16 protein-coding genes are annotated in these 26369 nt (G+C 71.2%); 10 read left to right on the top strand and 6 right to left on the bottom strand.

Going from position 1 to position 26369, the window contains the following annotated elements:
- Window positions 1-66: 66 nt before the first annotated feature.
- From nuoE to WMF44_RS23015, 8 genes are all read left to right on the top strand, one after another.
- On the top strand, window positions 67-549 hold the full coding sequence (gene nuoE, locus WMF44_RS23050) for an NADH-quinone oxidoreductase subunit NuoE (RefSeq protein ID WP_044965469.1): 483 nt from the start codon (window positions 67-69) through the stop codon (window positions 547-549).
- Between the two features lie 4 nt (window positions 550-553).
- Window positions 554-1906 (top strand): NADH-quinone oxidoreductase subunit NuoF, encoded by a 1353-nt coding sequence (gene nuoF, locus WMF44_RS23045; protein WP_437301264.1) that lies wholly within the window; start codon window positions 554-556, stop codon window positions 1904-1906.
- On the top strand, window positions 1903-2541 hold the full coding sequence (locus WMF44_RS23040; protein ID WP_437301263.1) for an NADH-quinone oxidoreductase subunit J family protein: 639 nt from the start codon (window positions 1903-1905) through the stop codon (window positions 2539-2541). Before nuoF ends, WMF44_RS23040 begins: the two co-directional genes overlap by 4 nt.
- Window positions 2541-2852: an NADH-quinone oxidoreductase subunit NuoK gene (gene nuoK, locus WMF44_RS23035; RefSeq protein ID WP_272093012.1), complete on the top strand. Its 312-nt coding sequence runs from the start codon at window positions 2541-2543 to the stop codon at window positions 2850-2852. The genes WMF44_RS23040 and nuoK overlap by 1 nt, the downstream gene beginning before the upstream one ends.
- A 1-nt stretch (window position 2853) precedes the next feature.
- The gene (nuoL, locus tag WMF44_RS23030) at window positions 2854-5418 is read left to right on the top strand and encodes an NADH-quinone oxidoreductase subunit L (protein WP_437301262.1); all 2565 of its coding nucleotides are present in this window, start codon (window positions 2854-2856) and stop codon (window positions 5416-5418) included.
- The gene (locus tag WMF44_RS23025; protein WP_437301261.1) at window positions 5415-7430 is read left to right on the top strand and encodes a complex I subunit 4 family protein; all 2016 of its coding nucleotides are present in this window, start codon (window positions 5415-5417) and stop codon (window positions 7428-7430) included. Before nuoL ends, WMF44_RS23025 begins: the two co-directional genes overlap by 4 nt.
- Window positions 7427-8953, top strand: a complete 1527-nt coding sequence (locus WMF44_RS23020; RefSeq protein WP_437301260.1) for an NADH-quinone oxidoreductase subunit N — start codon at window positions 7427-7429, stop codon at window positions 8951-8953. The genes WMF44_RS23025 and WMF44_RS23020 overlap by 4 nt, the downstream gene beginning before the upstream one ends.
- Window positions 8954-9217: 264 nt before the next feature.
- Complete coding sequence (locus WMF44_RS23015; protein ID WP_437301259.1) at window positions 9218-10192, top strand: hypothetical protein; 975 nt, start codon at window positions 9218-9220, stop codon at window positions 10190-10192.
- Window positions 10193-10228: 36 nt separating this feature from the next.
- On the opposite strand, the gene WMF44_RS23010 is transcribed toward WMF44_RS23015, so the two are convergent.
- Together WMF44_RS23010 and hisC are read right to left on the bottom strand one after the other, a co-directional pair.
- The gene (locus WMF44_RS23010; protein ID WP_437301258.1) at window positions 10229-11437 is read right to left on the bottom strand and encodes a tetratricopeptide repeat protein; all 1209 of its coding nucleotides are present in this window, start codon (window positions 11435-11437) and stop codon (window positions 10229-10231) included.
- On the bottom strand, window positions 11428-12531 hold the full coding sequence (gene hisC / locus WMF44_RS23005) for a histidinol-phosphate transaminase (RefSeq protein ID WP_437301257.1): 1104 nt from the start codon (window positions 12529-12531) through the stop codon (window positions 11428-11430). Before hisC ends, WMF44_RS23010 begins: the two co-directional genes overlap by 10 nt.
- A gap of 88 nt (window positions 12532-12619) precedes the next feature.
- Here hisC and WMF44_RS23000 point away from each other — a divergent pair, with 88 nt between their 5' ends.
- Window positions 12620-13549 (top strand): hypothetical protein, encoded by a 930-nt coding sequence (locus tag WMF44_RS23000; protein WP_437301256.1) that lies wholly within the window; start codon window positions 12620-12622, stop codon window positions 13547-13549.
- A gap of 149 nt (window positions 13550-13698) precedes the next feature.
- Window positions 13699-14787, top strand: coding sequence for a hypothetical protein (locus tag WMF44_RS22995; RefSeq protein ID WP_437301255.1), 1089 nt, complete (start codon window positions 13699-13701; stop codon window positions 14785-14787).
- Here WMF44_RS22995 and WMF44_RS22990 read toward each other — a convergent pair whose 3' ends face one another.
- The 4 genes from WMF44_RS22990 to WMF44_RS22975 form a co-directional block, all read right to left on the bottom strand.
- Window positions 14788-19068 (bottom strand): PAAR-like domain-containing protein, encoded by a 4281-nt coding sequence (locus WMF44_RS22990; protein ID WP_437301254.1) that lies wholly within the window; start codon window positions 19066-19068, stop codon window positions 14788-14790.
- Between the two features lie 137 nt (window positions 19069-19205).
- The gene (locus tag WMF44_RS22985; RefSeq protein WP_437301253.1) at window positions 19206-19970 is read right to left on the bottom strand and encodes a phosphoenolpyruvate--protein phosphotransferase; all 765 of its coding nucleotides are present in this window, start codon (window positions 19968-19970) and stop codon (window positions 19206-19208) included.
- A 309-nt stretch (window positions 19971-20279) separates the two neighbouring features.
- A complete protein-coding gene (locus tag WMF44_RS22980; RefSeq protein ID WP_437301252.1) occupies window positions 20280-21983 on the bottom strand; it encodes a hypothetical protein in 1704 nt (567 codons plus the stop codon).
- A gap of 332 nt (window positions 21984-22315) precedes the next feature.
- A complete protein-coding gene (locus WMF44_RS22975; RefSeq protein ID WP_437301251.1) occupies window positions 22316-25975 on the bottom strand; it encodes an RHS repeat-associated core domain-containing protein in 3660 nt (1219 codons plus the stop codon).
- Window positions 25976-26369: the final 394 nt, after the last annotated feature.

Here is a 26369-nt window from a genome sequence, read left to right as displayed (position 1 = left end):
TGTGGAAGCGGGCACGCCGCGAGCGCGGCGCGCCCAGGGAGCCAGCGGACCGTGCCAACAGCCGACATGACCGAACAATTTGCTCTGACCGCCGAGCGGCGAACCGAGTTCGAGAAGATCCTCGCGCGCTACCCGAACCGCCAGGCCGCGTGCATCCCCGTGCTCCACCTCTGCCAGGAACAGGAGGGGTGGGTGTCCGAGCGGGTGCTCCGCTGGGTCGCCGAGCAGCTCGGCCTCTCGGCGGCGCACGTCCAGGGGGTCGCGACCTTCTACACGCTCTTCAACAAGGAGCCCGTCGGCAAGCACCAGGTCTGGGTGTGCCGGACGCTGAGCTGCGCGCTGAACGGCGCGGACCAGGTGCTCCACCACTGCGAGAAGCGGCTCGGGATCCACGCCGGCGAGACCACGAAGGACGGGAAGATCACGCTGCGCACCGCAGAGTGCCTCGCCTCGTGCGGCACCGCCCCGATGATGCAGGTCGATCGCGACTACCACGAGGGCCTCACGCTCGAGAAGGTGGACGCGATCCTCGATCGGTTGACGAGGTGACGAGATGCTCCGGCTGACGCGCTATCTGACCAAGAACTACGACACGCCCGACGGCCACAGGCTGTCCGTCTACGAGAAGGGCGGCGGCTACCAGCAGGCGAAGCGCGCCCTCGGGATGACGCGCGAGGCGCTCGTCGAGGAGATGAAGGCGGCGAACATCCGCGGCCGCGGCGGCGCGGGCTTCGCGATGGGCGTGAAGTGGAGCTTCATGCCGTGGCCCCCGAAGCCCGAGCGGCCGCACTACCTCGTCATCAACGCGGACGAGGGCGAGCCCGGCACCTTCAAGGACCGCACCCTGATGGAGAAGAACCCTCACGCCGTCGTCGAGGGGTGCATCATCGGGTGCTTCGGGATCGGCGCCCACGCCGCGTACATCTACGTGCGCGACGAGCTGCACCTCTCGAAGGCGCGGCTCTGGGGGGCGATCGAGGAGGCGCGCGCGAAGGGCTACCTCGGCAAGCGCCCGTTCGGGATCGACTACCCCGTCGAGGTCTACGTCCACACCGGCGCCGGCGCGTACATCTGCGGCGAGGAGACGTCGCTCCTCAACTCGCTCGAGGGCAAGCGCGGCGAGCCGCGGCTCAAGCCGCCGTTCCCCGCCCAGTTCGGCGCGTTCGGGATGCCGACGACCGTGAACAACCTGGAGACGATCGCGGCCGTGCCCACGGCGCTCGAGCTCGGGGGGGAGAACTTCTCGAAGCTCTCCTCGCTGCACCACCTGAAGGACGGCGGCTGCCGGCTCTTCGGCGTGAGCGGCCACGTGAACAACCCCGGGATCTTCGAGGCCGCCGTCGGGGTCACGCTCCGCGACCTCATCTACGAGTACGGCGGCGGCGTGAAGCACGGCAAGCTCCTCGCGGTCATCCCGGGCGGCTCGTCGTGCCCGATCCTGCGCGCCGACGAGGTCGTCAACGCGCCGAGCGACAAGTCGCCGCTCCACCCGTGGCACGGCCAGAGCGTGCTCGACGTGCCGCTCGGCGTGGACACGTTCCGCGCGCTCGGGACGATGCTCGGGACCTGCTGCGCCATCGTGCTCAGCGACAAGGCGTGCCCCGTCCTCGCGATGCACAACCTGATGCGCTTCTACCGCCACGAGTCGTGCGGCCAGTGCACGCCGTGCCGCGAGGGCAGCGCCTGGATCCACCGGATCCTCGATCGCATCGTGCACGGCGAGGGGACGATCGAGGAGCTCGATCGGCTGCACGAGATCGCCGACAACATCATGGGCAACACCATCTGCGCCTTCGGCGAGGGCACGGCGATGCCCGCGCTCGGCTTCCTCCGGAAGTTCCGCAAGGAGTTCGAGGCGTACATCCAGACCAAGGGCCGCTCGTCGACAGGGGTGCTTACGCCGTGAAAATCTTCGAGTTCGCCTTCTTCGGGCTGGCGTCGCTGCTCGTCCTGCTCGGCGGCCTGGCCACGGTCGCGGCCAGGAACCCGATCCGCGGCGCGATGGGCCTGCTCACGTCGATCGTCGGCATCGCGGGGCTCTACCTGATGCTCTCGGCGGAGTTCCTCGCCGCGATCCAGATCCTCGTGTACGCGGGCGCGATCGTCATCCTCTTCCTCTTCGTGATCATGCTCCTCGGCCCGTCGGCGACGTCGCCGCGCGACGCCCGCACCGCGGTGCCGCGCTACGTGGGCGCCGGCGTCCTCGGGGCGAGCAGCGTCGGCGCGCTCGCCCTGGTCGCGAGCGCGTCGAAGCCCGGGGTCGTGGCCGTCCCGGCCGCCCCCGAGTCGCTCGGGACCATCGAGGCGCTCGGGCACGAGCTCTTCACGAAGGGGATCGTGCCGTTCGAGCTCTCGGGCGCGCTGCTCCTCGTCGCCGTGATCGGCGCCGTCGCCGTCGCCCGCGGCAAGCAGGTCGACCCGACGCTGCTGCCCGCCGGCGAAGGCCCGGACACCGCGCCGCCCGAGCCGGGCGATCAGGGGGCCGCGCAGCCGGGCGCCCTCGCGGGACACGCCACCCTGTCGGCGAAGGAGCCGCGCTGATGATCTCCGTCCCCATCGAGTACTACCTCGTCGTCGCGGCGGTGCTGTTCGTGATCGGGTCGATCGGCTTCCTGCTGCGCAGGAACCTCCTGGTCCTCCTGATGAGCATCGAGCTGATGCTCAACGCCGTGAACCTCACGCTCGTCGCGTACAACCGGGTGCACCCGCACGATCACGCCGGGCAGATCTTCACCTTCTTCGTCATCGCCATCGCGGCGGCGGAAGCCGCAGTCGGTCTCGCGATCGTGCTCGCGTTCTACCGCATCCGGAAGACGATGCGCTCGGACGACGCCGATCTCCTGAGGAGTTAGCGTGGAAGCCCTGAGAGTCTTATTCCCCGCGTCCGAGTTCGCGCTGCTCGCGGTCATCCTCGGCCTGCCGGCGCTCGGCGCGTTCGTGAACGGCCTCTTCGGCAAGCGCCTCGGCAAGGACGCGGTCCGGCTGATGGCGCTCGCCGCGCTCGGCGGCGCCTTCCTGGCGGCCGTCACGACGTTCCTGATGCTGCCGCACGAGGGCGGCAAGCTCACCTGGACGGCCTGGCGCTGGTTCTCGATCACCGGCCGGATGGGCCAGTCGATCCCGATCGACGTCGCCTTCAGCGTCGACGGCCTGAGCGGGACGATGATCCTCGTCGTCACCGGCGTCGGCTTCCTCATCCACCTCTACTCGTCCGCGTACATGCGCGAGGACCCGGGGTACTACCGGTTCTTCGCGTACCTGAACCTCTTCATCTTCTCGATGCTCGTGCTGATCATGGGCGACAACCTCGCCGTCCTCTTCGTGGGATGGGAGGGCGTCGGCATGTGCAGCTACCTGCTGATCGGGTTCTGGTTCAAGGACGACAAGAACGCGAGCGCCGGCAAGAAGGCGTTCGTCGTGAACCGCATCGGCGACTTCGGCCTCCTCGTGGCGATGGCGATGCTCGCCTACTACACGGGCACGCTGAACTTCGACGGCATCGCGGCGAACGCGGGCAACCTGCTCGCCGCGGTGAAGATCTGGCCGATCGGCAACATGTCGGCCGACACCGTGCCCGGCTTCCTGAGCTTCCTCATCCCGTCGCAGCCCGTGCTCGTGTACGCGGGGACGCTGGCCGCGCTCGCGCTGTTCCTCGGCTGCGCCGGCAAGAGCGCGCAGATCCCGCTCTACGTCTGGCTGCCCGACGCGATGGCCGGCCCGACGCCGGTCTCCGCCCTCATCCACGCCGCGACGATGGTGACCGCGGGCGTCTACCTCGTGGCCCGGCTCTCGGCGGTGTTCGTGCTGTCGCCGTTCGCGATGGCGGTCGTCGCGGTGACCGGCGTGGCCACGGCGCTGTTCGCGGCCTCGATCGGGCTCTTCCAGAACGACCTGAAGAAGGTGCTCGCCTACTCCACGGTGAGCCAGCTCGGGTTCATGTTCATCGGCGTGGGCGTCGGCGCGTTCGCCGCCGGCTTCTTCCACGTCCTCACGCACGCCTTCTTCAAGGCCTGCCTCTTCCTCGGCGCCGGCTCGGTGATCCACGCGATGCACGCCCGCATCCACGACACCGACCAGTCCCAGGACATGCGCAACATGGGCGGCCTCAAGAACTACATGCCGCTCACGCGCTGGACCTTCCTCCTCGCGTGCCTCTCGATCGCGGGCTTCCCCGGGTTCGCCGGGTTCTGGTCGAAGGACGAGATCCTGTGGCGCGCCTTCTCCGGCCGGATCGCGTCCGTCTCGACGCGCGGGCAGCCGGTGTGGCAGTGGCCCGAGTGGCTCGGCCCGGCGATCTACTGGGTCGGGATCCTGGCCGCGACGATGACCGCGTTCTACATGTTCCGCGCGTACTTCCAGACGTTCCACGGCGAGTTCCGCGGCTGGACGATCGTGCGCGGCTGGAAGGACCCGCACCCGCACGGCCACCACGACGATCACCACGGGCACGCGCACGGCGAGAAGCTCGAGGGCCCGGAGCCGCACGAGTCGCCGCTGCCGATGACGATCCCGCTGATCGTGCTCGGGGCGCTGTCGGTCTTCGCCGGCTTCCTCATGGCGGAGCCGCTCGTGCACCTCACCCACAACCACGCGTTCGCGCCGCTCGCGCACCTGCTCGAGCCGGTCTTCTCCCTGACGGAGCGGGCGGTGAAGGCGCGCGAGGGGGTGGAGGGGCTGCTCTTCCCGATGATGCTGCCCGGCGTCGCGGCCTGCTTCACCGGCATCGGCCTGGCGATGCTCGTGTACTGGAACAAGCGCGGCGAGCCCGAGCGGCGCTTCGCCGAGGGCTTCCCGGGGCTCTACCGGCTCATCTACGACAAGTGGCGGATCGACGAGCTCTACAACGCCACGGTGGTGGGCATGGTCGACGCGATCGCCGACATCTTCACGATGGCCGACAAGTGGATCATCGACGGCATCATCGCGAAGCTCTCCGCGGCGCTTGTCGGGTTCTTCGGCACGGTGCTGCGCGCGCTCCAGACGGGCCGCGTGCAGGTCTACGCCGCGTCGATGGTCATCGGCCTCGCCGGCGTCGGCTGGTTCCTCGTCAAGCCGCACGCGGACGCGAACGTCGACGACGCGGAGCTGCGCCGGTCCGGCGAGGTGAGGCTCTCGGCCGCGCCGGGGCTCGGCTACCGGTACCGCTGGGAGGCGCCCGGCCTGCCGGCGCGCGACTTCTCCGAGGCGGCCGACGTCACGGTGAAGCTCGAGCCCGGCGAGACCAAGGACGTCGTCCTCCGCGTGCGCAACGCGTTCGACCGCGAGGCGACCGAGACCTTCTCGTTCTCCAGGCCGACGGGGCGCAAGGCCCCCGCGGGCCCGACCACCATGCTGGGCCCGGACGTGCCCGCGCTGCCCTCGGGGGCGACCCCGGCGGAGCAGATCCATGACCTGATCCAGCCGAGAGGCCTGCAATGAGCGCGCTCGACCTCGTAACGCAGTACTGGCCGGCGCTCGCAGCCGGCGTCGTGGGGGCGATCCTCCCGCCGGGCGACGCGCAGGGCGCCGGCGGCGCCCACGCCGGCGACGATCACCACGGCGGCCACGGTGACGACCACCACGGCGACGACCACCACGGCGACGAGCACGGCGAGGCCCACGCCGCCGCGGGGTACACCCCGTGGCAGCGGGCTGGCCTCGGGCTCATCGCGGCGCTCACGGTGCTCTTCGTGCAGTGGCTCTGGCCGTCCGGCGCCGCGGCGGAGGCGGCGGGAGCGACAGACGAGTGGTCGTCGCTGCTCAACGTGCTCATCGGGCTGCCCTTCGTGGGCGCCGCCGCCGTGCTGTTCATGCCGCGGCAGCTGCTCTCGGTGCTCCGGGGCTTCACGCTGGCCGTGCTCGGCGCGGGCTTCCTCGCCTCGCTGTGGCTGCTCACCGTGCCGATGACCGAGGGCTGGCACTTCCAGTCGATCAAGGAGTGGATCCCTGCGCTGGGCATCCGGTGGCACGTCGCCATCGACGGCATCAGCCTCTGGCTCGTCCTGCTGACGACGTTCGTCGCGCCCATCGCGGCGTACGCGTCGTTCGGCTCGATCAAGAGCCGGATCAAGGAGCTCTGCTTCTGCCTCCTGTTCCTGCAGGGGGCGATGCTCGGCGCGTTCGTCGCGCTCGACCTGTTCCTGTTCTTCCTCTTCTGGGAGCTGATGCTGGTGCCGATGTTCGTGATGATCGGCATCTGGGGCGGCGTCGAGAAGATCAAGGCGGCGATCAAGCTCTTCGTCTACACGATGGCGGGCTCGATGCTGATGCTCGCGGGCATCGTGTACCTCGTGTGGGCGAACCAGAAGCTCACGGGCGCCTACACGTTCGATTACCTGGCGCTGTCGCGCGTCGTGCTGCCCCGGGGCGCGCAGATGCTCTGCTTCTGGGCGTTCTCGATCGCGTTCTTCATCAAGGTGCCGATGTGGCCGGTGCACACGTGGCTGCCGGACGCCCACGTGCAGGCGCCGACCGGCGGCTCGGTGATCCTGGCCGCGGTGATGCTGAAGATCGGGACGTACGCGTACCTGCGCTTCTCGATGGGCCTGTTCCCCGGCCCGGCCTCCAGCCTCGCGGCCAACCTGGCCGGCATCGCGATCCTCGGCGGGGTGATCTACGGCGCGCTCGTCGCCTGGAAGCAGTCCGACGTGAAGCGCCTCGTGGCGTACTCGTCGGTCGCCCACCTGGGCTACGTGATGCTCGGGCTCTTCGGCGTCACGCCGAGCGGGATCCAGGGCGCGGTGATCCAGATGGTGAACCACGGCGTCTCCACCGGCGCGCTCTTCCTCCTCGTCGGCGTGATCTACGACCGCCGGCACACCCGGGAGGTCTCGGAGTTCGGCGGCCTGGCCAAGGTGATGCCGGTCTACGCGACGCTCTTCCTGATCGTGACGTTCGCCTCCGTCGGCGTGCCCGGCACGAACGGGTTCATCGGCGAGTTCATGATCATCATGGGGACCTACGCCTCCGAGCGCCTCGGGACGTTCAGCGGGATCCACACGATCGGCGCCGCGGCGGGCGTCATCCTCGCCGCCGTCTACATGCTGAGCGTGGTGCAGAAGATGTTCTTCGGGCCGCTCACGAACCCGAAGAACAAGCACCTGCCCGACGTGACGCCCCGCGAGGGCCTCGCGCTCGCGCCCCTGATCCTCATGATCTTCGTGATCGGCCTGTTCCCTGCGATCTTCCTCGATCGGATGAAGGAGTCGGTCCTGTCTACTTACAACCAGTTCAAGGTCGTCTCCGGGCAGGCGATCCTCTTCGCGGACGAACGGAACGCGAAGCTCCTGCCCGAGGACACGTTCTCCCCCGCCTTCCTGAAGGGGGCCCCCTCGCAGGGCTCCGGTGAGGGCGCGGCGGGGGCGGGTGAAGACGAGCAGGCTCGGCGCGATCGGGGCGCGCGCGGAGGAAACGGCGCGCTCGCGGCGCGCGCGGGGGAGGCGGCGCGATGATCCTCGGACCGTACATCGCTGTATCGCCGCTCATCGTCGTCTCGCTCGGCGGCGCGCTGCTGATGCTCGCGGAGGCGTTCTCGCACCGCCGCGAGGAGTCGCACGATCGCCGCTCGGGCCCCTCGTCCGACATGGCGCTCGGGACCGCGATCACGCTCCTCGCCGGGGCGGTGTTCTCGGGCGCTGTCGGGTTCGTCGGCCCCGAGACGCTGGAGGGGTTCGACTCGCTCGCCCCGTACCTGGTCATGGACCGGTTCACGCTGTTCTTCTCCTTCGTGCTCTGCCTGGGCGGCGCGCTGGCGGCGCTGCTCGCCGGGGGGTACCTCCCGGAGCACCGGCTCGATCGCGGGGAGTTCTATCCGCTGCTGACCTTCTCGACGGTCGGGGCGATCATCCTCGCCGGCGCGGGGGATCTGCTGACGCTCTTCCTCGGCCTGGAGACGATGTCGCTCGGGGCGTACGCGCTGACCGGGTTCCGCCGGACGTCGCCGCGGAGCACCGAGGCGGCGATCAAGTACTTCCTGCTCGGCTCGTTCGCGGCGGCGCTGCTGCTGTACGGCGGCGCGCTGATCTACGGGGCGACGGGGCACACCGACCTCGCGGGGATCGGCGAGGCCATCGCGGGCGCGAAGGGGGCGGCGGCGCCGAACCCGGCGCTGCTGCTCATCGGGGCGGCGCTGGTGCTCGTCGGGCTCGCGTTCAAGGTGAGCGCGGTGCCGTTCCACATGTGGACGCCGGACGCGTACGAGGGCGCGCCGACGCCGGCCACGACGTTCATGGCGGTGGCGGTGAAGGGCGCGGCGTTCGCGACGCTCCTGCGGGTGCTGCTCGGGGCGTTCGGTGGCCCGGCGCTCTCGTCGTGGGCCGCGGGCTGGCCGCCGGCCGTGGCGGTGATGGCGCTGCTCACGATGACGGTCGCGAACCTCATCGCGGGCCGGCAGGAGTCGGTGAAGCGCATGCTCGCGTACTCGAGCATCGCGCACGCCGGGTACCTGCTCGTGGGCGTGGCGGCGACGGTGCGGGCGAGCGAGGACGCGCAGGCGAGCGTGATGTTCTACCTGCTCGCCTACACCGTCTCGACGGTCGGCGCCTTCGGGACGCTCATCCTCTGCGGCAGCCGTGGGGCCGAGGCGGTGAGCTACGAGGACCTCTCCGGCATCGGCAAGCGGCACCCGGTAGCGGCGCTCGCGTTCTCGCTCTTCCTGCTGTCGCTGGCCGGCGTGCCGCCGACCGCGGGCTTCTTCGGCAAGCTCTACATCGTCAAGGCGGCGATGGGCGCGGAGCTGTACACGCTGTCCGTGGCGCTGCTCCTCAACAGCGTGCTGTCGGCCTACTATTACCTGCGGGTGCTCGTGTACATGTACATGCGCGAGCCGGCCCCGGGCGCTCCGATCGCGCGGCCGATGCGCTCGGGCTACGTCAACGCGGCCCTGGTGGTGTCCGCGGTGCTCGTGATGGTCCTCGGCATCTGGCCGACGACCTCGCTCGGGATCGCAGTCCGCGCCGTCCTCGCCTCCCGCTAGAGCGGGGGGCCACCCGCTTCGGATACGGGCCCACCTCGACGTTTTCGGTGCTCAGCGCACAGGAGTGCGCTTGCGCGCCGAAAACGCCGATCTGGGCCCGTCTCCTGTGCGGGTGGACCCCCGCTCGGCAACGCGGGTGCGGGTCTGGAACAGGGCTGCCAACTCGTGTGGCAACGGAGCGCTGGCGATCGAGGCGCTCGCGCTTCGTTCGGCCGTGAAACCGGGGTGCTGCGCGGGGCGCGCGAGTTGCTAAAGTCGGCGCCGATGCGAACCGGCGAGAAGCTGCAGAGAAGAGCGGGCGATGCGAGGATGCGAGCGGCGTGCGTGGCGCTGCTCGGGGCGCTCGGGTGTCAGGGAGGGAACGCGAGCGGCGGCGCAACCGCAGGGAGCGCGACACCGGCGGGGAGCACGGCGCCGGTGGTCGCGGGGAGCGCGGCGCCGGTGGTCGCGGGGAGCGCTGCGGCGGCGGGGAGCGCGCAGGCCGGGGCGGGCGAGGCGCGCGAGATCTCGCTGACGTCCGAGGACGTCGCGAAGGTGATGAACCCGAAGCGGCGGGCGCCGTACAGCGGGCCCACGGGGACGCTGCGAGGACGCGTCACCATCAAGGGCGACCCGCCGCCCGATACAGGGCTCAGCTTCCCCATCGGCAAGTGCGGTGAGGCCGCCGCGACCTACGGGCGGCTGTTCCGCGTGGGACAGCAGAACGGGGTCGCCGACGCGCTCGTCACCGTCGTCAACTACAGCGGCTACGTGCCGGAACGCGAAGAGGCGGAGAAGGTGACCATCCACGGGTGCGCGTTCTCGAAGCGGACGGTGGTCATGACCTACGGCCAGCGGCTCGAGGTCGCGAACCTCGATCCCCTGGAGCCGTACATGCCGAACCTCGAGGGCGCCCCCTTCATGGCGGTCCTCGTCGCCGTGCCGCAAGGCGACCCGGTGAAGTTCTACCCGCCGCAGCCAGGCTACTACCACCTCGTGGACAAGCTGCCGAAGCCGTTCCTCAAGGCCGAGGTCTTCGTGCTCAAGTTCGCGACCCACGACGTGACCGGGCTCGACGGCAAGTACGAGATCAAGGGCATCCCCGTGGGCAAGGTGCTCACCGCCGCCCTGCTGCCGGCCATCGATCAGGACGTGAAGAGGGAGATCGAGATCAAGGAGGGCGAGAACACGCTCGATTTCGAGCTCAACTTCGACCTCAAGAAGTACAAGGAGAAGCCGCACACCAAGCGCGCGCCTTGAGTGATGACGGCGAGGCGCGTGCCCCCGCCGTGTAGCTCAGCGTGCGCCGCCCATGAGCTCTCGGTGGACGCGCCGCTCGACCTCCTGGGACAGCGCGTCCGGGGCGCCGAGCGCAGGCGGCGGCGGGCCGAGCCAGGTGAGCGCGGCGTCGCGGCCGACGCGACGGAAGAGCAGCTCGGCGAAGAGGAGCCGGGCGAGCCGCGAGGGGGCCACCGTCGGGCCGCCCGCCGCCGCGGGCAGGTCGAGGGCGTCGCAGGCCCGGGCCAGCGCGTCGAGATCACCGCTCAGATCGGCCGCCACCGCGAGCGCCACGAGCGCCTCGGCGCTCGCCGGATCGGCCGCCGAGACGAGCTCGGCCTGCTCGCGGGCCTCGCCGAGGCGGCCCAGCGCGGCCGCGCGCACCGCGACCTCGGCGGGCGTCAGGTCCGCGTCGCGCGCAAGGCGGCGGGCGCGGCGCAGCTGGCCCAGGACGAGCGCCTCGTCGACCTCGGCCAGCCGCCCCCCTGACGGCATCCGCCGCCCCAGGACGGCCGCTCCCGGCGCAGCCAGCTCCCGCAGGCGCCGCGCAGCCTGCTCGGCCACCGCGCGATCGCCCGCCTCGACGGCCGCCGCGTGCAGCGCGCGCCACGCCTCCGTCGACCAGGGGCGCCGCACCACGAGCGCCCGCAAGGCGAGGCGCGCGTCGTCCGTGCGGCCCAGCCGCCGCAAGATCTCGGCCCGGAGCAGGGCGCCGTCGTCACGATCCGGATCGAGCAGGATCGCCCGATCGATCCGCCCGAGCGCCGCCTCGAGCCGCCCCGCCGAGAGATCGCAGCGCGCCTGCTCGCGGTAGGCCGGCTCGTAGTCGGGCTCGATCGCGCGGGCCCGATCGAAGGCGGCGCCCGCCGCCTCCCCGCGCCCGAGCCGGCAGCGCACGGACCCGATACGCGTCCAGATGTCCGCGCTGTCGGGGTCTCCGTCCTCCGCCAGCTCGTACGCCTCCAGCGCCGTCGCGAGATCGCCGCGCGCCTCGGCCTCGGCGCCGATCGCATACAGCGCATAGGCGTGCGCCGCGATGGTACGCCCCTCGATGATCTGGCCGTCGATCGAGCGCGCGACCCGGGGCGCGGCGCAGCCGGCAATGGACGTCAATGCCGTCAATGCCGTCAATGCCGTCAACGCCGTCAATGCGGCGAGCCCCGCGAGCGTCGCGAGGAACACGCGCGGCGCGCGCCGCGCGGCGGAGAGCGGCACGGCTACGCGCACGCGGCGATCTCGGCGAGGAGGCGATCGTTCTCCTCCGGGAGGCCGACGGTGATGCGGAGCCGGTGCGCGAGGCGCCCGCCGGCCGCGTGGAAGCTGCGCACGAGGACGCCGCGCGCCGCGAGCGCCTCGAAGACCTCGCCGGCAGGGCGGCGCGTGCCGATCCAGAGGAAGTTGGCGTGGCTCGGCGCGACCGAGAGGCCGAGCTCGGCGAGCCCGGCCGCGAGGCGCTCGCGCTCGGCCGTCACGGCGGCGGCGGCGCGGCGGAGCTCGCCGCCGAGCTCCCGCAGCGCGAAGGCGGCCGCGCGCAGCGACGGGGTGGGCAGGTTGTAGGGCTGGCGGACCTTGTCGAGCTCGGCCACGAGCTCCCGGGCGCCGATGAGCCAGCCGATCCGCAGCGACGCGAGGCCGATCTTCGAGAGCGTCCGCAGCACGGCGACGTTCGGGTGCTTGCGCAGGAGGGCGAGCTGGTCGCGCGGGGCAAAGTCGATGTACGCCTCGTCGACGATCACGAGGGCGTCGCTCGCCGCGGCGACGACCGCCTCGAGGCGGTCCTCCGACATGAGCGCGCCCGTCGGGTTGTTGGGCGAGGCGATGAAGACGACGTTGGGGCGCGCGAAATCGACGGCGCGCCGGAGGCCCGCCACGTCGAGATCCCAGCCGGCGTCGAGCGGGACCTCGACGACGCGCATCCCGCGCGCGCGCGCGCTCAGCTTGTACATGACGAACGTGGGGCTGACCGTGACGACGCTCGCCGCGTCCGCGCCCTGCCGCGGGCGGCTGAGCGCGGTGAGCACGATCGAGATCACCTCGTCGGAGCCGACGCCGGCCACGATCTCGTCGGGCTCGGCGCCGCAGTGGGCGGCGATGGCCTCGCGGAGATCGAGGGCGCGCGCGTCGGGGTAGCGGCCCCAGTCCTCGGGCGCCGCGGCGCGCGCGAGGGCCGCCCGCGCCTCGGCCGAGAGCAGCGGCGGGCTCTCGTTGGCGTCGAGGCGCACAGGGAAATGCCCCGCGACCGGGGTGTAGGCGTGGAGCTCGGCGAGCTCCGGACGAAGCAGCGCAGGGAGGAAGTCGGGCAGCGGCATGGCTCGGTCCATGGTCGTCGCGGGCGCGGCGAGGAGGGGAGGCGGAGGGGAGCGGTATACTATCCGCCTCCTTCCAGGACCAGAGGACCTCATGCCCACGATGAGCCCTGCGACCGTGCTCGTGCCGTCGCTCTCGTCCCCCATCGTTCCAGACCTGAACCTGCTCTTTTCGCCAGACTTTCCCTTCGAGGAGCGAGCGGGAGAGGCGTTCCCCGTGCCCCACGCCAGCGGGTCGCCCTGGTCGGTCACGCGCGTCGGCCCCGCAGGAGAAGCGCTCCGGGACATCGAGCAGGAGATCGCGCGTCGGTTCGGCCCCGTCCCCGAGGGCGCCCTGCCGGAGAGCGCGCCGGGTGACGCCCTCGGGGCGTACGCATTCTCGTTCGTGCGTCCGTCGTTCGTATCGCCCTTCGCCAGCCAGCTGGAGGCCATCCGCTTCGGCGAGCACGTCGTGCCTGTCTTCGGCCTCTGGAAGGATGTCGACGATGTGACGAGGTCGATGGCCGCGGCGCAGCTCCTGGTGCATCGTCACCGCGGCCTCGACGACTTCGTGATCGAGATCGACGCCAAGGACGATGAGCGGGTCGTGGTCGCGCGATGCCCGCGCCCTGCGACGCTCGGGGCGGCTGTCGCGGAGGTCGTCGCGTCCGTGCGGAGGTCGCGGAGCTGGCTCCGGAGATGGTTCGGACAGAAGCCTTTCGATGGGAGCTGTGCGCTGAGGATCCCCCCGCTCGATCTGTGCGCGATCCGCGCTCATGAGGAGCTCATCGGCAAGCCGCTCGCGGACGGGGATGGCCGCCGGATCGGCGACGCCCGCCATGTGGTTCGCTTCCGCCTGGGCTGGGACGCGCTCCCGCCGATCGGGCCCGGGCCGATCACCCTCGGGCGCGGCGATGCGTACGAGCGCCCCTTCGTCTGCAACGGCCCGTTCCTCGTCGTCGTCCTGGGCGCGCCGCCGCAGGACGAGGTGCGGCTCGCCGCCTGGATCGCGGCACCGGAGGCGCTGGAGGGCGCGACCGCCGGCGCATCCTGAGGGTTCGGCGCGCCGAGCCAAGGGAAACCAACGTGCGGGAGAGGGAGATGACCAGGCAGGAACGTCGGGCTGATGCTTCTTCCTGGCGCTGGCGGCGCGGGCTCGCTCGGTGCGAGGCAGGCGTTCGCGATTAAACTCCCCTTGTCGCCATGCCGCCCACCACCTTCGCCGTCTGTCACCACGACGCGCCGCACGCGTTTGTGCGCGTCTGCCCTCACCTCGACGTCGAGCACCGGCCGGGCGTGAGCCTCGTGTGGACCGGCGTGAGCGCGATCGCGTGGCAGCGGCTCGCCTCGCTGGCAGGGGCTCCCCTCGAGATCGCGCTTGCTGGGACCGGCGAGCCGGCGGCGTCGCTCGCGCAGGCCACGCGCGAGAGCTCGATCGACGAGACGACCCTGGACCCGGCGTACTGGGCCGCCTGGGCCGGGCCGCTCGCCGAGAGATCGGCCGAGGCGCTCCAGCGGGAGAGCTGCCGTCTCTTCGGCGTGGACTGGCCCCTCGGCGCGCCGTCCGGCGCGGACCCGGACAGGATCGCCCTGTGGAGCGGCTTCGCGATGCACCCGCGCTTCGATCCTCCGCTGGCCCGCGCTCCGTTCCCTCGATCGCACCACGGCGTTCAGGTCCCCTGCTTCGGCGTGTGGTCGAGCCCGGACGAGCCCGAATCCGTCTGGCAGTCGCGGGCAACGCAGGCGCTCGTGCATTTCCCCCGCTACACGGACGCCGAGCTCGTGGGCCTCTCGGACGAGGAGATCGACGCCGCGTACAACCAGTTCGTCGTCGAGCTCCGCGCGGCTGATCCCGAGGTCAGGATCATCGTGGCCACGTTGCCCGCCGGATCGACGCTGGCGCGCACGATCAACCGCGCGCTCTCCCTTCTTCAGGAAGACGACGCGCACCCGCGCGCGCGCTTCTCCGCCGACGAGGGCCTGTTCATGCCGGTGATCGACATCGCGTGCGCCGCTCGCTCGAGCGAGCTCGCCGACCGCGTGATCGAGAGTCCGTCGCTCGGGCGCGTCCGCCTGGGCCCTCTCGAGCAGGTCATCCGCTTTCGCCTCGACGACGGGGGCGCGACGGCACCCTCGCCGTCGCGCTCCTTCGGCCTGATGTCACCCCCGCGGCGCTTCAGCTGCGCCATGCCGTTCCTGGTCCTCGTCCTCGCCCGGCGCAGCAAGCTGCCCGTCTTCGCCGCGTGGGTCGAGAACGCCGAGGTCCTCGCGAAGGCGAAAGCGCTCCGGTGATCAGTCTTCGTGCGGCGGCGCGCCGGGGAAGCCGCCGCCGTGCGACCCGCGCCCGGTCGGCGCCGTGGGATCGTTCCACGAGCCGGCGTGCTGCGAGCTGGGCGCGCTGACCTGGCTCACCGTGGGCGTGCCACCGCGCGGACCCGTCGCGCGGTCCCAGTGCCCATCCGTGAGATCCACCGAGCCCGCAGCGCCCGGCGTCGGCGGGCAAACGCCGCAGTATTGCTGGTTGTAGGGGCGGACATAGGCGATCCCCGAGGGCCCCGAGGTCGGGCAGCCCGTGGCCTGGTTGACGCCCGCGATGACGCTCTGCCTCGGTCGCTCCGTGGGGGTCGTGGACGCATTGCAGGCGACGACAACGACCTCCGAGCTTGGCTGTAGCCCTGCCTGGTTCAGCGCCTCGCCGAGCTGGCGGCCGGTCGACCAGTTGCGCTGCCCGTTCTGGAACGTGACCTGGCCGCCGCGGGTCGAGCCGTGCGTGACGACCTCCACGTGCGTCTCGCCTTCGAGCGAGATGCCGCCCGGGTTGTGGGGACCGCGCAGCTCGTCGGCGCGCACCACCCGCTGTCCGGTGGCCGCCCCGCGTTCCTGCGCGGCGCGGAGCGTCTCGCCGCGCCCCTGCGCGTCGGGATGATCGTCGTTGGCCGTGTAGCCGATGATGACGATGAGCCCCAGCGGGTCGATGTACTCGGTCGCGTTGGGGACGAAGCCGATGTCGTGCACCGAGCCGGCCTGTCCGAGCGGGTCCGGCGTAAGAAAGGTCCCGAGCTCCGGCGAGTAATACCGGTGCCGGTTGTACCGGAGACCTGTCTCCACGTCGGCGCGCTGGCCGGCGAACCGGAGCAGCCCGATCCGCCCCTCGATCCTCGCCTCGTTGCCCAGAGGGTCGAGATCGAGCGACGCGACGGCGCCGTCGGCGCTCAGGTAGAGCCAGGGCGTCGCGGCCGCGTCGGTCGCCACGAGCCGCCAGCCTGCCTCGTCCGCGAGCTCGGCGAGAGGTGTATATCCGTCCTCCCGGAACACCCGGCGCACCGCGTGCCCCGCGCTGGGCCGCTCCTCGACCATCGAGTCGCCATCCCATCCGAACCAGGTGCTCGTCCCGTCGCTGCGCAGGAGCGCAAGGCGCCGCCCGAAGGCGTCATAAACGAAGCGGACCACGAAGCCGTCGTGCCGCTGCGCCTCGATCAGCCGGTTCTCGCCGTCGTAGGCGTACGTCCACGAGCTCGCCGGCGAGTCGCCGAGGCGCTGCGCGAGCCGTCCGCTGGTGTCCCACAGGAAGCGCGCCGAGCCGGCCGCGCGCTTGCGGCCGCCGCGGCCGACGGAGGCGGTGCCCTCGCTGCCCGCGATCGGCGTCCCCTGGGCCGCATACTCGTATCTCTCCTCGACCCCGAGGCCGCTCGCGCGGCGGACACGACCGATCGCGTCGAGCGTGTAGCTGCGGCGACCGTGGGCGCTGTCCACGACGGTCGCGATGCCCGGCTGGGGCGCCCACTCGAACGCGCGCTCGCGGATCGACGCGCCGCCCTCGCCGAGCGCGCGGACGCGCACCGGCCTGCCGAGGCGGTCGCGGGTGATCGCGATCCCGGTCCGCCGATCGGAGCGCCGCACGATCTCCTCGGGCCCATGCTCGAACGTCAGCGCCTCCTCGATGGACCCGTCGGCGCCGTGCACGGTGAGCTGCTCGATGACACCGCCTTTGCCCCTGCGGCGCGAGACGTACCAGCCGGTCGAGTAGCGGGTCCCGACCTCGTGGCCGAGAGAATCGAACTCGTGCTGCACCGAGAAGGACCACCCGCCGCACCGCTGCGTCTCGCGCACGACGCGACCCGTCTGGTCGCGGACGAGCTCGACGCTCGCGATCCCGGCGAGGGCGCGCGTGACGAAGCCGCGGACATCGCGCTCGAGGACGACGCTCGTCCCCTCGTGGTGCTCCCGCCGAACGACCTGCCCCGCGGCGTCGAGCACGAGGCGCAGCGCGCGCCCGTCTTCTCCTGTCCTTGCGACGCACCGACCGAGGAGGTCGTACTCGTAGTGATGCTCATGTCCGGCGAAGGTCCGCTCGCGCACGAGCTGGCCCGCCACGTCGTACTCGAACAGGTGGCGCTCTCCGGCGGCGTTCTCGATCCACACGGGGCGCAGCATCGCGTCGTAACCCCATCTGAGCCGGGAGCCATCCGCGAAGGCGCGCTCCACGAGCGCATCTCCCACGAAGCGCGATCTCGTGATCCCGCCTCCCGGGTGCCGCTCGGCGACGACCCGCCGGCGCGCGTCAAACTGGCGCTCGGCACGGCGCCCGTGCGGCCCAACGACCTCCACGATATCGCCCCGGGAGTCGTACGAGAGCTCATACACCGCGCCCGTGGGTGTCTCGAGGCGCACGGGGAGGCCGAGGAGATCCCACGTGTAGCGCCATGTCTCGCCGCGCACGCCGATCCGCTCGATCAGGTTCGCGTGGGCGTCGTAGCGCGTCTCTTCCGTCCCTCCCGGCCCGGTGGTCCGTACCGCGCGCCCGCAGGCGTTGTACTCACACCGCGTTGCGGCGCCTGACGGATCGGTGCGCTGCACCAGCCGGCCAGCGGCGTCGTGCTCCATCTTCCAGACCGCGCCGGCCGGGTCGGTCAACTCGACCGCGTTGCCCTGCGGGTCCCGGCGAAAGCGCAGCCGGCGACCGAGGACATCGGTCGACGTGAGCGGTCTGCCCATGGCGTCGTGACGCGTGTGGTCGACGTAGCCCATGGCATCCTGCACGCTGGCGAGGTGGCCGCTCGCGTCGTACGACAGGCGGGTCGCGCGGCCGAGCGGATCGACGTACCGCTCGACCAGCCCGAGCGCGTTGCCGTGATAGCGGTGGACGCCGCCCGTGGCGTCGGTGACGGTCGACTCGAACGGGCTCGGGCCGTAGGCGATCTGCACGTGGAAGAGGCCCTTCGCCGCGGAGGCGCCGCGGTCGCCGATCTCCGCGAGGATGTCGCGGCCGGGCAGCTCGCCCCACGTCTCGACGCAGCGGCGCTTGCGGTCGGGGCCGTCCTCGTAGCGGAAGCGGTAGACCATGCCGTCGGGCAGCCGCTCCTCGATGAGGAAATGCTCCTCGTCATAGCGGTACTCGACGGCAACGCCGCCCGAGTCCACGACCTTGACCAGGTCCCCCCGCGCGTCGATCTCGTACGCGACCCCGAGCCGGCGGTGCTGCGCGCCGTTCTCATCGGTCATCAGGATCCGCCACAGGATCACGTTGCCCGCCTGCTCGCGCTCGATCCGTCGCCCCACGGAGTCCGTGAGCGCGACGAGCTGGCCGCCCTCCCACGAGAGCTCGATCTCGTTGCCGGAGCGGTCACGGACGGCGTGCAGGCGGTACCGCCCCTGCGATTCACGCTGCAGCACGCGCTCCACCCCGTCCCGCGTCGCGAGCACGAGCGCTGCGCCCCTCCGCTCAAGGCTCCGGCCGAACGGCGCATAGGCGATCTCGCCGTCGTTGACGGGTGGAAAGTGGAGGGGGCTCCCCTCGCTGTCGAAGACCGTGACGATGGACTCGCCGACCTCGGCGGTCCAGCCGAACGAATGGGTCCATCCCCAGCCGAGCCCCGATCGGCGGTGAACAGCGGACGTGCGGTACTGGCGCACCCACTGCAGCGGGAGCGGCCCCCCGAGCTCGAAGTCGACGGAAGGCACCGTGAACATCGCGCCGGTGATCACGTCGACCGGGTGCCCAGCCTTGCCTTGACCGTCGGCGCCCGGCGGCGCGGGCGGGCTCGGCGGCGCGGCGCCGCTGTTGCTCCCGCCGCCGCCTCCGCCGCCGTTGCCGCCGCCTTGCGGGCTGGCGCCGCCCGGGCCCCCGGCGCCGCCGCCGCCGCCCCCACCGCCGCCGCCGCCCCCGCCAGCGCCGCTCGCGCTGGCGCCGGCGCCGACGGTGATGCTCTTGTTCATCTGGCCCATGCTGCCGGTGATGCCGGCCATGCCGAGCTCGATGATGACGTTCGGCGCGCCGAGCCAAGGGAAGCAAGGCCCGCCGGTGTTGAGGCTGACGACCTCCTTGAGCGTGCCCGGCTCGTTGCCGTGGCACGCCTTCATGCAGCCGCCGACGGTGAGGATCTTCGCGCCCTCGATCTTCGTGCGCATGCACGGGTCGATGATCCCCTCCGCGACGGTGCCCATGGTGGGGTAGGGGATCGGCAGCGGGCTGGGCGCGGCCGGGGTCAGACACACGCTCACCGCCAACCCGGTCATCTGGTGACCGGATTTCTCGGTGATGGTGTCCATATGGAGGGCGGTGACCTTACCCATGGTGACTGGATGGTCCCACGGTCCCGCGAATGTGTGCAATCGCGGCAATCGCGAGCCCACCGTCCGGCGGCCCGGGAAAGCTACATGGCTCGGACGGCCTCGCCGGGGGCGCGGCTGACGTGCGGGAGAGGGGATGATCAGGCGGGAACGTCGGGCTCGTGCTTCTTCCTGGCGCTGGCGGCGCGGGCCCGCTCGGTGCGCCGCTCCTCTTCCGCCGCGTCCTCGTAAGGCGACAGGAGGCGGTCGCGGAGGAGCGCATGCGCCTCGTCCTTGTCGTCGTCGTACTCGGCGTGGACCTGGACCAGGAGCGTGCCGTAGGCCTCGTGCCACGCCTCCACCGCCTGGATCGCCGGGGCCGCGCTCTTCGCCTCGGTGACGCCGAGCTTCTGGCCGTAGAGCGCGGTCCAGCGCCGGAGGCGATCGACCTCGGCCGCGAGCCCGAGGCGCTCCACCGCCGCCTTCACGTCCTTGCCGTCGAGCGCCTTGATCATCGCGCTCATGCGCACCCACTGCTGGGAGTACACGAGCTTGACGAAGCCCGTGCCGGACGACAGCACCTCCGACCGCACCCGCGCGGCGTCGGCCCGGCGCGCGGCCTCGTCATCGCTCAGCGGCACGATGTCGTCGTGGTCGAACGAGCGCTCGATGCCGTCGAGCTGGGCGCCGAAGGCGGAGATGCACCGGTCGGCGCCGCGATCGATCTCCGTCATGGTGGCGTCGGTGCTCCCGAGCGCCTCGACGTCCTCGGTGCGCGCGATGACGGACTGGACGGCTGCGTCGACCCTGGGGGCGAGCTTGATCTTCTTCGATTTCAGCGCCTCTCGGTGAGACGCGAGCCTCGTACCTGCGACGATGCACCCGCTCGGCGTGAGCCGGCGGGCGAGAAACGCGGCATTTCCCATGATGGCGGGGGTAGCACGGTCGCGCGGGCGCGAAAGGGGCGGGCAGGATTCCGGCCATGGGAGGCAGCTTTGCGACGTGGGTGGCGGCGGCGATCCGGAGCGCGTCGGCGACGCGGCGCGGGCTCCCCGGGGGGCGTCGGCGACGCGGCGCGGGCTCCCCGGAGGGCGTCGGCGACGCGGCGCGGGCTCCCCGGAGGGCGTCGGCGACGCGGCGCGGGCTCCCCGGAAGGCGTCGGCGACGCGGCGCGGGCTCCCCGGAGGGCGTCGGCGACGCGGCCGGCCTCGACGCGGCCTGGGCCCGAGGCGCCGCTACGGCAACCAGCGGCCCACCTCCGCGATCGCGGAGGCAGCGCCGACGATCGCCGCCGAGCCGCCCAGCCTGCGCAGCAGCGGCGCGAAATCCGTGAGCCCGCCCCAGCCGATCAAGAGGTTCTCGAAATCTTTCTGCCACCGGTTCCCCAGCACATCGCAGAGCACGCATGAGGCGTCGTCCAGCGCCATCCACGGCGCACATGCGAGCACGGATCGCAGCGTGTCGTCGTCCCCATGCTGCCAGTAGGCGTCCATGACCTCGGCCACGGCTCGTTCGCGGAGCGCTTCGGGCAGGTGCGGCACGATCGCCGCGAAGGCGGTCACGCGGAGGACACCCTCCGTGCTGCCGGCCAGACGCAACGCTTCTTCCGGCTCAAGCCCCGCGCACGCGGCGGCAGCCTCATGATAAGGACCGGAGAGAAGAGACCCGAATTTGTTGGGAGCGGCGTCGCGCAACCGGCGCGTGAGCTCCGGATCGGCCTCTGTCGGGATACCGGAGAACGAGGGGATTGGACACGGCACAAGCTCGCTGGCCTCACCGAGCGCAGCCCGCGCCTCGTCCGCCCATGCCTGCACCGTTTCCCGTTCGGCCCCGGTGAGGGTGCCTGCCAGCGTGACGAGCGCCACCGCCCGCGCGCGCGCCGCGCCGGTCGGCTTCGCGAGATCCACGCTCGGCTCCTTGTAGGGGTGGGCGCGATCGTCACGCGGCCCGTGCCGGCTTCCCTCCTTGGCGAACAGCGCACCCTCGACGACGGCGCACCGCGCGATGTGGTTCAACGCCGCCGCGCGCTCCGGTTCGGTGGACGCGTTGAACAGCACCTCTTCTGCCGTCGTGCGCGCGCGGCGCGCGTCCGTGACGAACCCCACGAGCCCTCCCGGTCTGTCCATCCACGCGGCGAGCCACGCCGGTGAGACCAGCTCCATGAAGGCGGACAGCGCAGGCGCTCGCCGCGTCATGTGGGCTCCCAGATATTCGACGAGGTAAGCTGGCCAGGCGAGAGGAGAACGCTCGGGGGTGCCGGCAGCGCGCAGGCTGGTTAGGCCCCGCGCGACGATGGCAACTTCGATCGACGCAACATCGACCGATGCAGACCAGCGCGCGCGCGTCGCATCGTCGCGGAAGCGGTAGGTCCCGTCGTCCGCATGGACCACGAGAGCACGCGCCGGACGCGGCGCGCGGTGGAGCGCCTCGATCGACGCGCTGGACAGTTCGAACGCAGCCATCAGGTCGTTCTTCGATACCGGCGCGAGCGCCGTCGCCAGGGCGTCGAGGCATCGTTCCGCCGCGCGCCCGACATCTCCGCTCCCGGCCAGGGTGTCTCGCGCCTGTTGCACCGCCTCTTCTGCGGCGGTGGCCTCCCCTGGTAGGTGCAGCACCGCGGAGGTCTCCTCCGTCCATTCGAGATGCTGACGCCAGTCCGAGCTCCGCGCCGAAGGACCTTCCACGCCCACGGACACGAGGAACCGCACCCTGAAGCCGGCTTCGTCCAGAAACGGTACCCCCTTCTCAGGCTCCCAGTCCGCCGCGCGCTCGAGGCCGTCGACGATCACGAGCAACACAGGATCTTCCATCTCCAGATCCCACCGCAATGCTCCGGCGATCGACCACCGGAGCTCATTAGGGCTGCGTGGTCGAGAGAATGCTGCTGACCACGAGCTTCGAAACAGACCGAGCAGCACCTTGAGCGCCTCGCGTTCCACCGCGGTTCCGAAGCACGAGCTCACCGGGAGAAAGATCACCTCTGCTCTATCGCGTGCCGCCATAGAGAGAGCCCATCGCGCGAGCACCTCGGTGCGCCTCTTCTGATCTGCGCCGACGACGAGTGCACAGCTCGGCCCTTCCGCGAACCATCGGTCGAGCGCCGTGAGGAGATCGGCGTCTTGCTCGGAAGCGGACCGGGCCAGGACATCTTCAGGGAGGCATCGCCAGAACTCGGCCAGGCCAGCGTGCGACCGCGCGTACCCACCGTCCGGGCCACGCAGTCGATCCACAGCACCTCTGGGAGGCTTTGGGCCGTCAATCATTCGATCGCTCATCGTCGTCTCTTTCGTGCCTGCTGCAGTACCCCCTTGGAGACAGGGGTGTAGGTCGTTTCGCCGTCCCAAGGTTTGATTTTCTCGGATTTTCTCGGCGCATGTCCTATGATGCCCTTCGTGATCCCCATGTCGTTGAACATCTTCTTGCACGCTGGACAGGGGTTGGCGCCGTAGCGGATGCCCGTTTTGTAGTCGTCCCTCGTCCCTTCATAGGTCTCGATGGTGTACCCCTCCTCATTGAACAGCTTCGCGATGTCCTCCTTCTTCGTTTCGGGCCCCATCTTGTGAGCAAGACTTGTGAGCGCCGTAATTTCTGCGCATGAAGTCCGTTCGCTCGTCGCCCCACGGTGGGGTTTAACACCGCTGCCGCCGACGCCGCCGCCCGGAATATCCTGGTTGTGCCCTTCGGCAACGACGTTGCCCCGCGCGTCCTTGATGACGGAGTACATCAGCCCGTCGGGGTCGACGGCGGACGTGGGGCAGTTGGCGGCGTAGGCGAACGGGTTGAGCCCGCCCTCGATGCCGATGGGGTCGGGGCTGATGTACCGGCCCAGCTTGGGGTCGTAGTAGCGATGGCGGTTGTAGAACAGCCCGGTCTCCTCGTCGGCATACTGGCCGCGAAAGCGGACGGGCGTGCTCGTCGAGGCGCCGTCGGCCACGGCGGCCGCGCCCCACGGGGAGCGCAGGAGCTCGCAGCCGAGCCGGCCGTCCGGGCCCACGAGCGCCTCCGGGGCGCCGGCGTCGTCGTTCACGTAGTGCCACCACGGCGACACCGTGCGCACGCCACCCTCCGTGCGCGCGTCGCGGTGCGCGAACGGGATCGTCGAGCCTTGCTCGAAGACGTAGGTGCGCTCCTCGACGACGGGCGCGCCGCCGGCCGCTGCGCTGTGCTTGATCTCGTGGACCAGCGCGCCGCCGTCCCACACGAAGCGCGTCGCCTCGAGGAGCGTGCGCCTGCCGTCCACCTCGCGCCGCCACAGCCGCTTGGCCACCCGGCGCGCGAAAGGATCGTACTCGAACGAGACCACCGTCCCATCCGGCCGCTCCACGGCGTCGAGCCGGCCGGCGGCGGACCAGCGGTAGCGCGTCACCGCCTCTTCCCCTGAGGAGCGGCGCTCGCGTCGCGCGACGAGGCGCCCTTCCGCGTCCCAGACGTAGCGCTCGGCGCCGCAGCGCTCGATCCGGTCTCCCGGCCCGTACAGGCGCCCCGGCGCGCCGGACGTGACGTCGTGCACGTTGCCTGTCTCGTCGTACCTGAACGAGGCCTCCTCTCGGCCCTCCCGCAAGACACGCACGAGCTGGCCGATCGGATCGTAGGAGAACTGCGTGGTGCCCCGCCGCTGGTCCCAGCGCATCGCGAGGAGCCCGTCGCTCGTGTAACGGAACGCCTCGGCGCGGACGGTGGATGGCGGCACCGGGCCGACCCATGCGGGCTGTCCCGGTCCGACCGCGGGCGCCGCCGCGCGCGCGATCACCCTGCGCTCCGAAAGCCGCCCCAGCGCGTCGTACGCCGCCTCGAGCCTCGCCCCGCCCGGGAGCACGCGCGCGACCTCGCGGCCGAGGACGTCGTTCTGGGACACCGAGGCGACCTCGCCGTCGAGCGCGAGCTGCACCTGTCCGCGCGCGAAGTCGTGGGTCCATTGCGCCGCGTGCCCGAGCGACGTGCGGCGCCCGGCGACCTCGCCCGTGAGGCGGTAGTCGATCCGCACGTCGGCGCGCTCGCCCGCGACGTGCTGCTCTTCACGCACGATCCAGCCGTTCGCGTTGCGCTGGAACACGAACAGCCCGGCAGGGCACGCCGCGGCCACGATGTCTCCGTTCTCGTCGTGCTCGAACGACTCCTCCGTCCCGTCGGCGAACACCCGCCGCACGAGCCGCCCGGCGGCGTCGCGCTCGTACTCCGTGCGTTCGCCCAGGCCGTTGCTCGACCACACGACGCGGCCCATCGCGTCGTGACCGTAGCGCGTGACGCGCCCGTCGAACGTGTGCTCCTCCACGACGAGCCCCGCCGGATTCCTCGTGAAGCGGTAGATCTCGCCGCGGGCGTTCTTGACGTAGGAGAGCCACCCTTCGCGGTTGTAGCGGAGCTCCACGACCTCGCCGTTCGGCTTCTCGATGCGCGAGAGCTTGTGGAAGCCGCCATAGGACAGGCGCGTGGTGCGACCCTCGGCGTCGGTGATTGCAATGATGTTGCCGGCGCCGTCGTGGGCGTACCGCTCGATGGCCCCGTCTGGCGAACGCACGGAGAGCAGGCGGCCGGCGTTCGAGTACGTGAACGCCGTCCTCCCCCCGCGCGCGTCGAGGATCTCGACGCACCGGCCCCACGCGTCGTACCTGGCCTGCGTGCGTGCCCCGAGCTCATCGACGCGCTCGATCACGTTGCCGTGCGTGTCCCGCGCGAAGACGATGGTCCTGCCGTCGGGCCACTCCGCCCGGACAGGCTGCCCTCGCGCGTCGAAGCGCACGATGCACGTTGCGCCGAGCGGGTCGGTCCAGCTCAGCTCGTCGCCCGCGCGGTGCACGCGTGTCGAGGCGCCGTCAGGCCCGAACACCTCGAGGATCTCGCCCGCCGGATCGCGGCGGATCGTCGTCACGCGCCCGAGCGGATCGACCACCCTCGTCTCACGCCCGAACAGGTCGCGCTCCCAGGTGGTGGTCGCCCCGAGCGCGTCCGTGAACGAGGTGAGGAAGCCGCGGTCGTCGTAGCTGCGCAGGAAGACGCCGAGCGGCGTGACCGCCTTGGCGACGAGGCCGTGCGCGTCGCCGAAATAGCGGTGCAGTCCGACCGAATCCACGGCCTCGGAGTAACCGTCATCCCCATACTCGAATTTCGTGTGGAGGACCCCTCGCGCCTTCGTCTCATGATCCGCAAGGACCGCGGGGACATCCTCCGCGAGGCTGATGTCCGTGGCGCCTGGAACCTCTCCCCAGGTCTCCACGCATCGGCTCGCCGCGTCGTAGCGGAAGAAGAAGGTGAGGCCCGTCGAGGCCGTGGTGGACGTCAGCAGGTTTCGCTCGTCGTACGCGTACGTCGTGAGCTCGCCATCGGCGTCCTCTGCGCCGGTCAGCCGCCCGTGTGCGTCGTACGAGTACCGGACGAACGGGACCCACCTCGCCTGTTCGAGCGCGTTCTTCGCCTCCAGAGCGGCAATATGGCCATCGCGCCCGCGGACGACGCGGACGACCCGTCCGACGGCGTCGGTCACCTGAACGAGATGGCCTTGCTCGTGGTCCAAGACGATGCGGTTGCCCCAGCGATCGGCGATCGCCGAGAGGCGGTAGGTCATGCCGTCGTCCGACGGCACCTGAACCTCGAACGAGAAGCGCGGACCGTCCGGTAGATCGAGCCGGAACCCGAGGCCCTCGCGGTGCAGGAGCCAACCATGGGGGCCGATCGCACCGGCGCCCGGTTCGATCTTGCCGAAATCGTGCTCCACGCCGTCGGACGTGATGACGCGGACCGACCGCCGGCGCTCGATCACCTGCCACGCGAGCGAGAAGGTCCACCCCGGTCCGAGGCCTATGTCGCGGTCGCGCGACGTGCTGGAATACGTGCGCTCGATCCGGAGCGGCAGCGGGCTCGGAAGAAAGAGGTCGACGGCAGGCAGCGTGAACACCCGGCCGGTCACGACGTCGACCGGATCGCCACGCGACATCGTGCCGCTCGTACCGGGGCCGTGGTGGTTGGGGCAGCCGCCGCCGTCGGCCGAGCCGGTGCCGCACGACCCCGCGCTCTTCCCGCCGCCGTCAGCGTCGCTGCCACCGCCCTTCCCGTCGGCTCCCCGCGCGCCTGTCGAGCCTCCGCCGCCTTTCCCCCCGGCCCCTCCGCCGCCTCCTCCTCCGCCCATCACGAAGACACCCGGGTTCATGCCGGGGATCGCGGGGATGTTCGGCACAGGCGCTGTTCGCATGCGGCCATCCTCGACGGCGCGGCGCGAAAGGGCAACGGCGTTTGCGACCGCATGGCTCGGACGGCTTCTCCGGGAGCGGCCGACGTGGGGGAGGGGGTGGATCAGACGGGAACGTCGGGCTCGCTCTTCTTCCGACGAT

Origin of the sequence: Sorangium sp. So ce426 (assembly GCF_051475585.1) — a bacterium.
GTDB classification, from domain to species: Bacteria; Myxococcota_A; Polyangia; order Polyangiales; family Polyangiaceae; genus Sorangium; species Sorangium cellulosum_B.
The sequence above is the reverse complement of the archived record's forward strand: the minus strand, read 5'-3'. Positions and strand labels throughout refer to the sequence as shown.

Coding starts and splice junctions, on each gene's coding strand:
- WMF44_RS23015 (WP_437301259.1), top strand. CDS start 9,218: ATGCGAACCGGCGAGAAGCTGCAGAGAAGAGCGGGCGATGCGAGGATG.
- nuoE (WP_044965469.1), top strand. CDS start 67: ATGACCGAACAATTTGCTCTGACCGCCGAGCGGCGAACCGAGTTCGAG.
- WMF44_RS23000 (WP_437301256.1), top strand. CDS start 12,620: ATGAGCCCTGCGACCGTGCTCGTGCCGTCGCTCTCGTCCCCCATCGTT.
- WMF44_RS23020 (WP_437301260.1), top strand. CDS start 7,427: ATGATCCTCGGACCGTACATCGCTGTATCGCCGCTCATCGTCGTCTCG.
- WMF44_RS22975 (WP_437301251.1), bottom strand. CDS start 25,975: ATGTCGCGTGGCGATCCGGTCGACGTCGTGACCGGCCGGGTGTTCACG.
- WMF44_RS22985 (WP_437301253.1), bottom strand. CDS start 19,970: ATGGGAAATGCCGCGTTTCTCGCCCGCCGGCTCACGCCGAGCGGGTGC.
- WMF44_RS23025 (WP_437301261.1), top strand. CDS start 5,415: ATGAGCGCGCTCGACCTCGTAACGCAGTACTGGCCGGCGCTCGCAGCC.
- nuoF (WP_437301264.1), top strand. CDS start 554: ATGCTCCGGCTGACGCGCTATCTGACCAAGAACTACGACACGCCCGAC.
- WMF44_RS22990 (WP_437301254.1), bottom strand. CDS start 19,068: ATGGGTAAGGTCACCGCCCTCCATATGGACACCATCACCGAGAAATCC.
- WMF44_RS22995 (WP_437301255.1), top strand. CDS start 13,699: ATGCCGCCCACCACCTTCGCCGTCTGTCACCACGACGCGCCGCACGCG.
- hisC (WP_437301257.1), bottom strand. CDS start 12,531: ATGGACCGAGCCATGCCGCTGCCCGACTTCCTCCCTGCGCTGCTTCGT.
- nuoK (WP_272093012.1), top strand. CDS start 2,541: ATGATCTCCGTCCCCATCGAGTACTACCTCGTCGTCGCGGCGGTGCTG.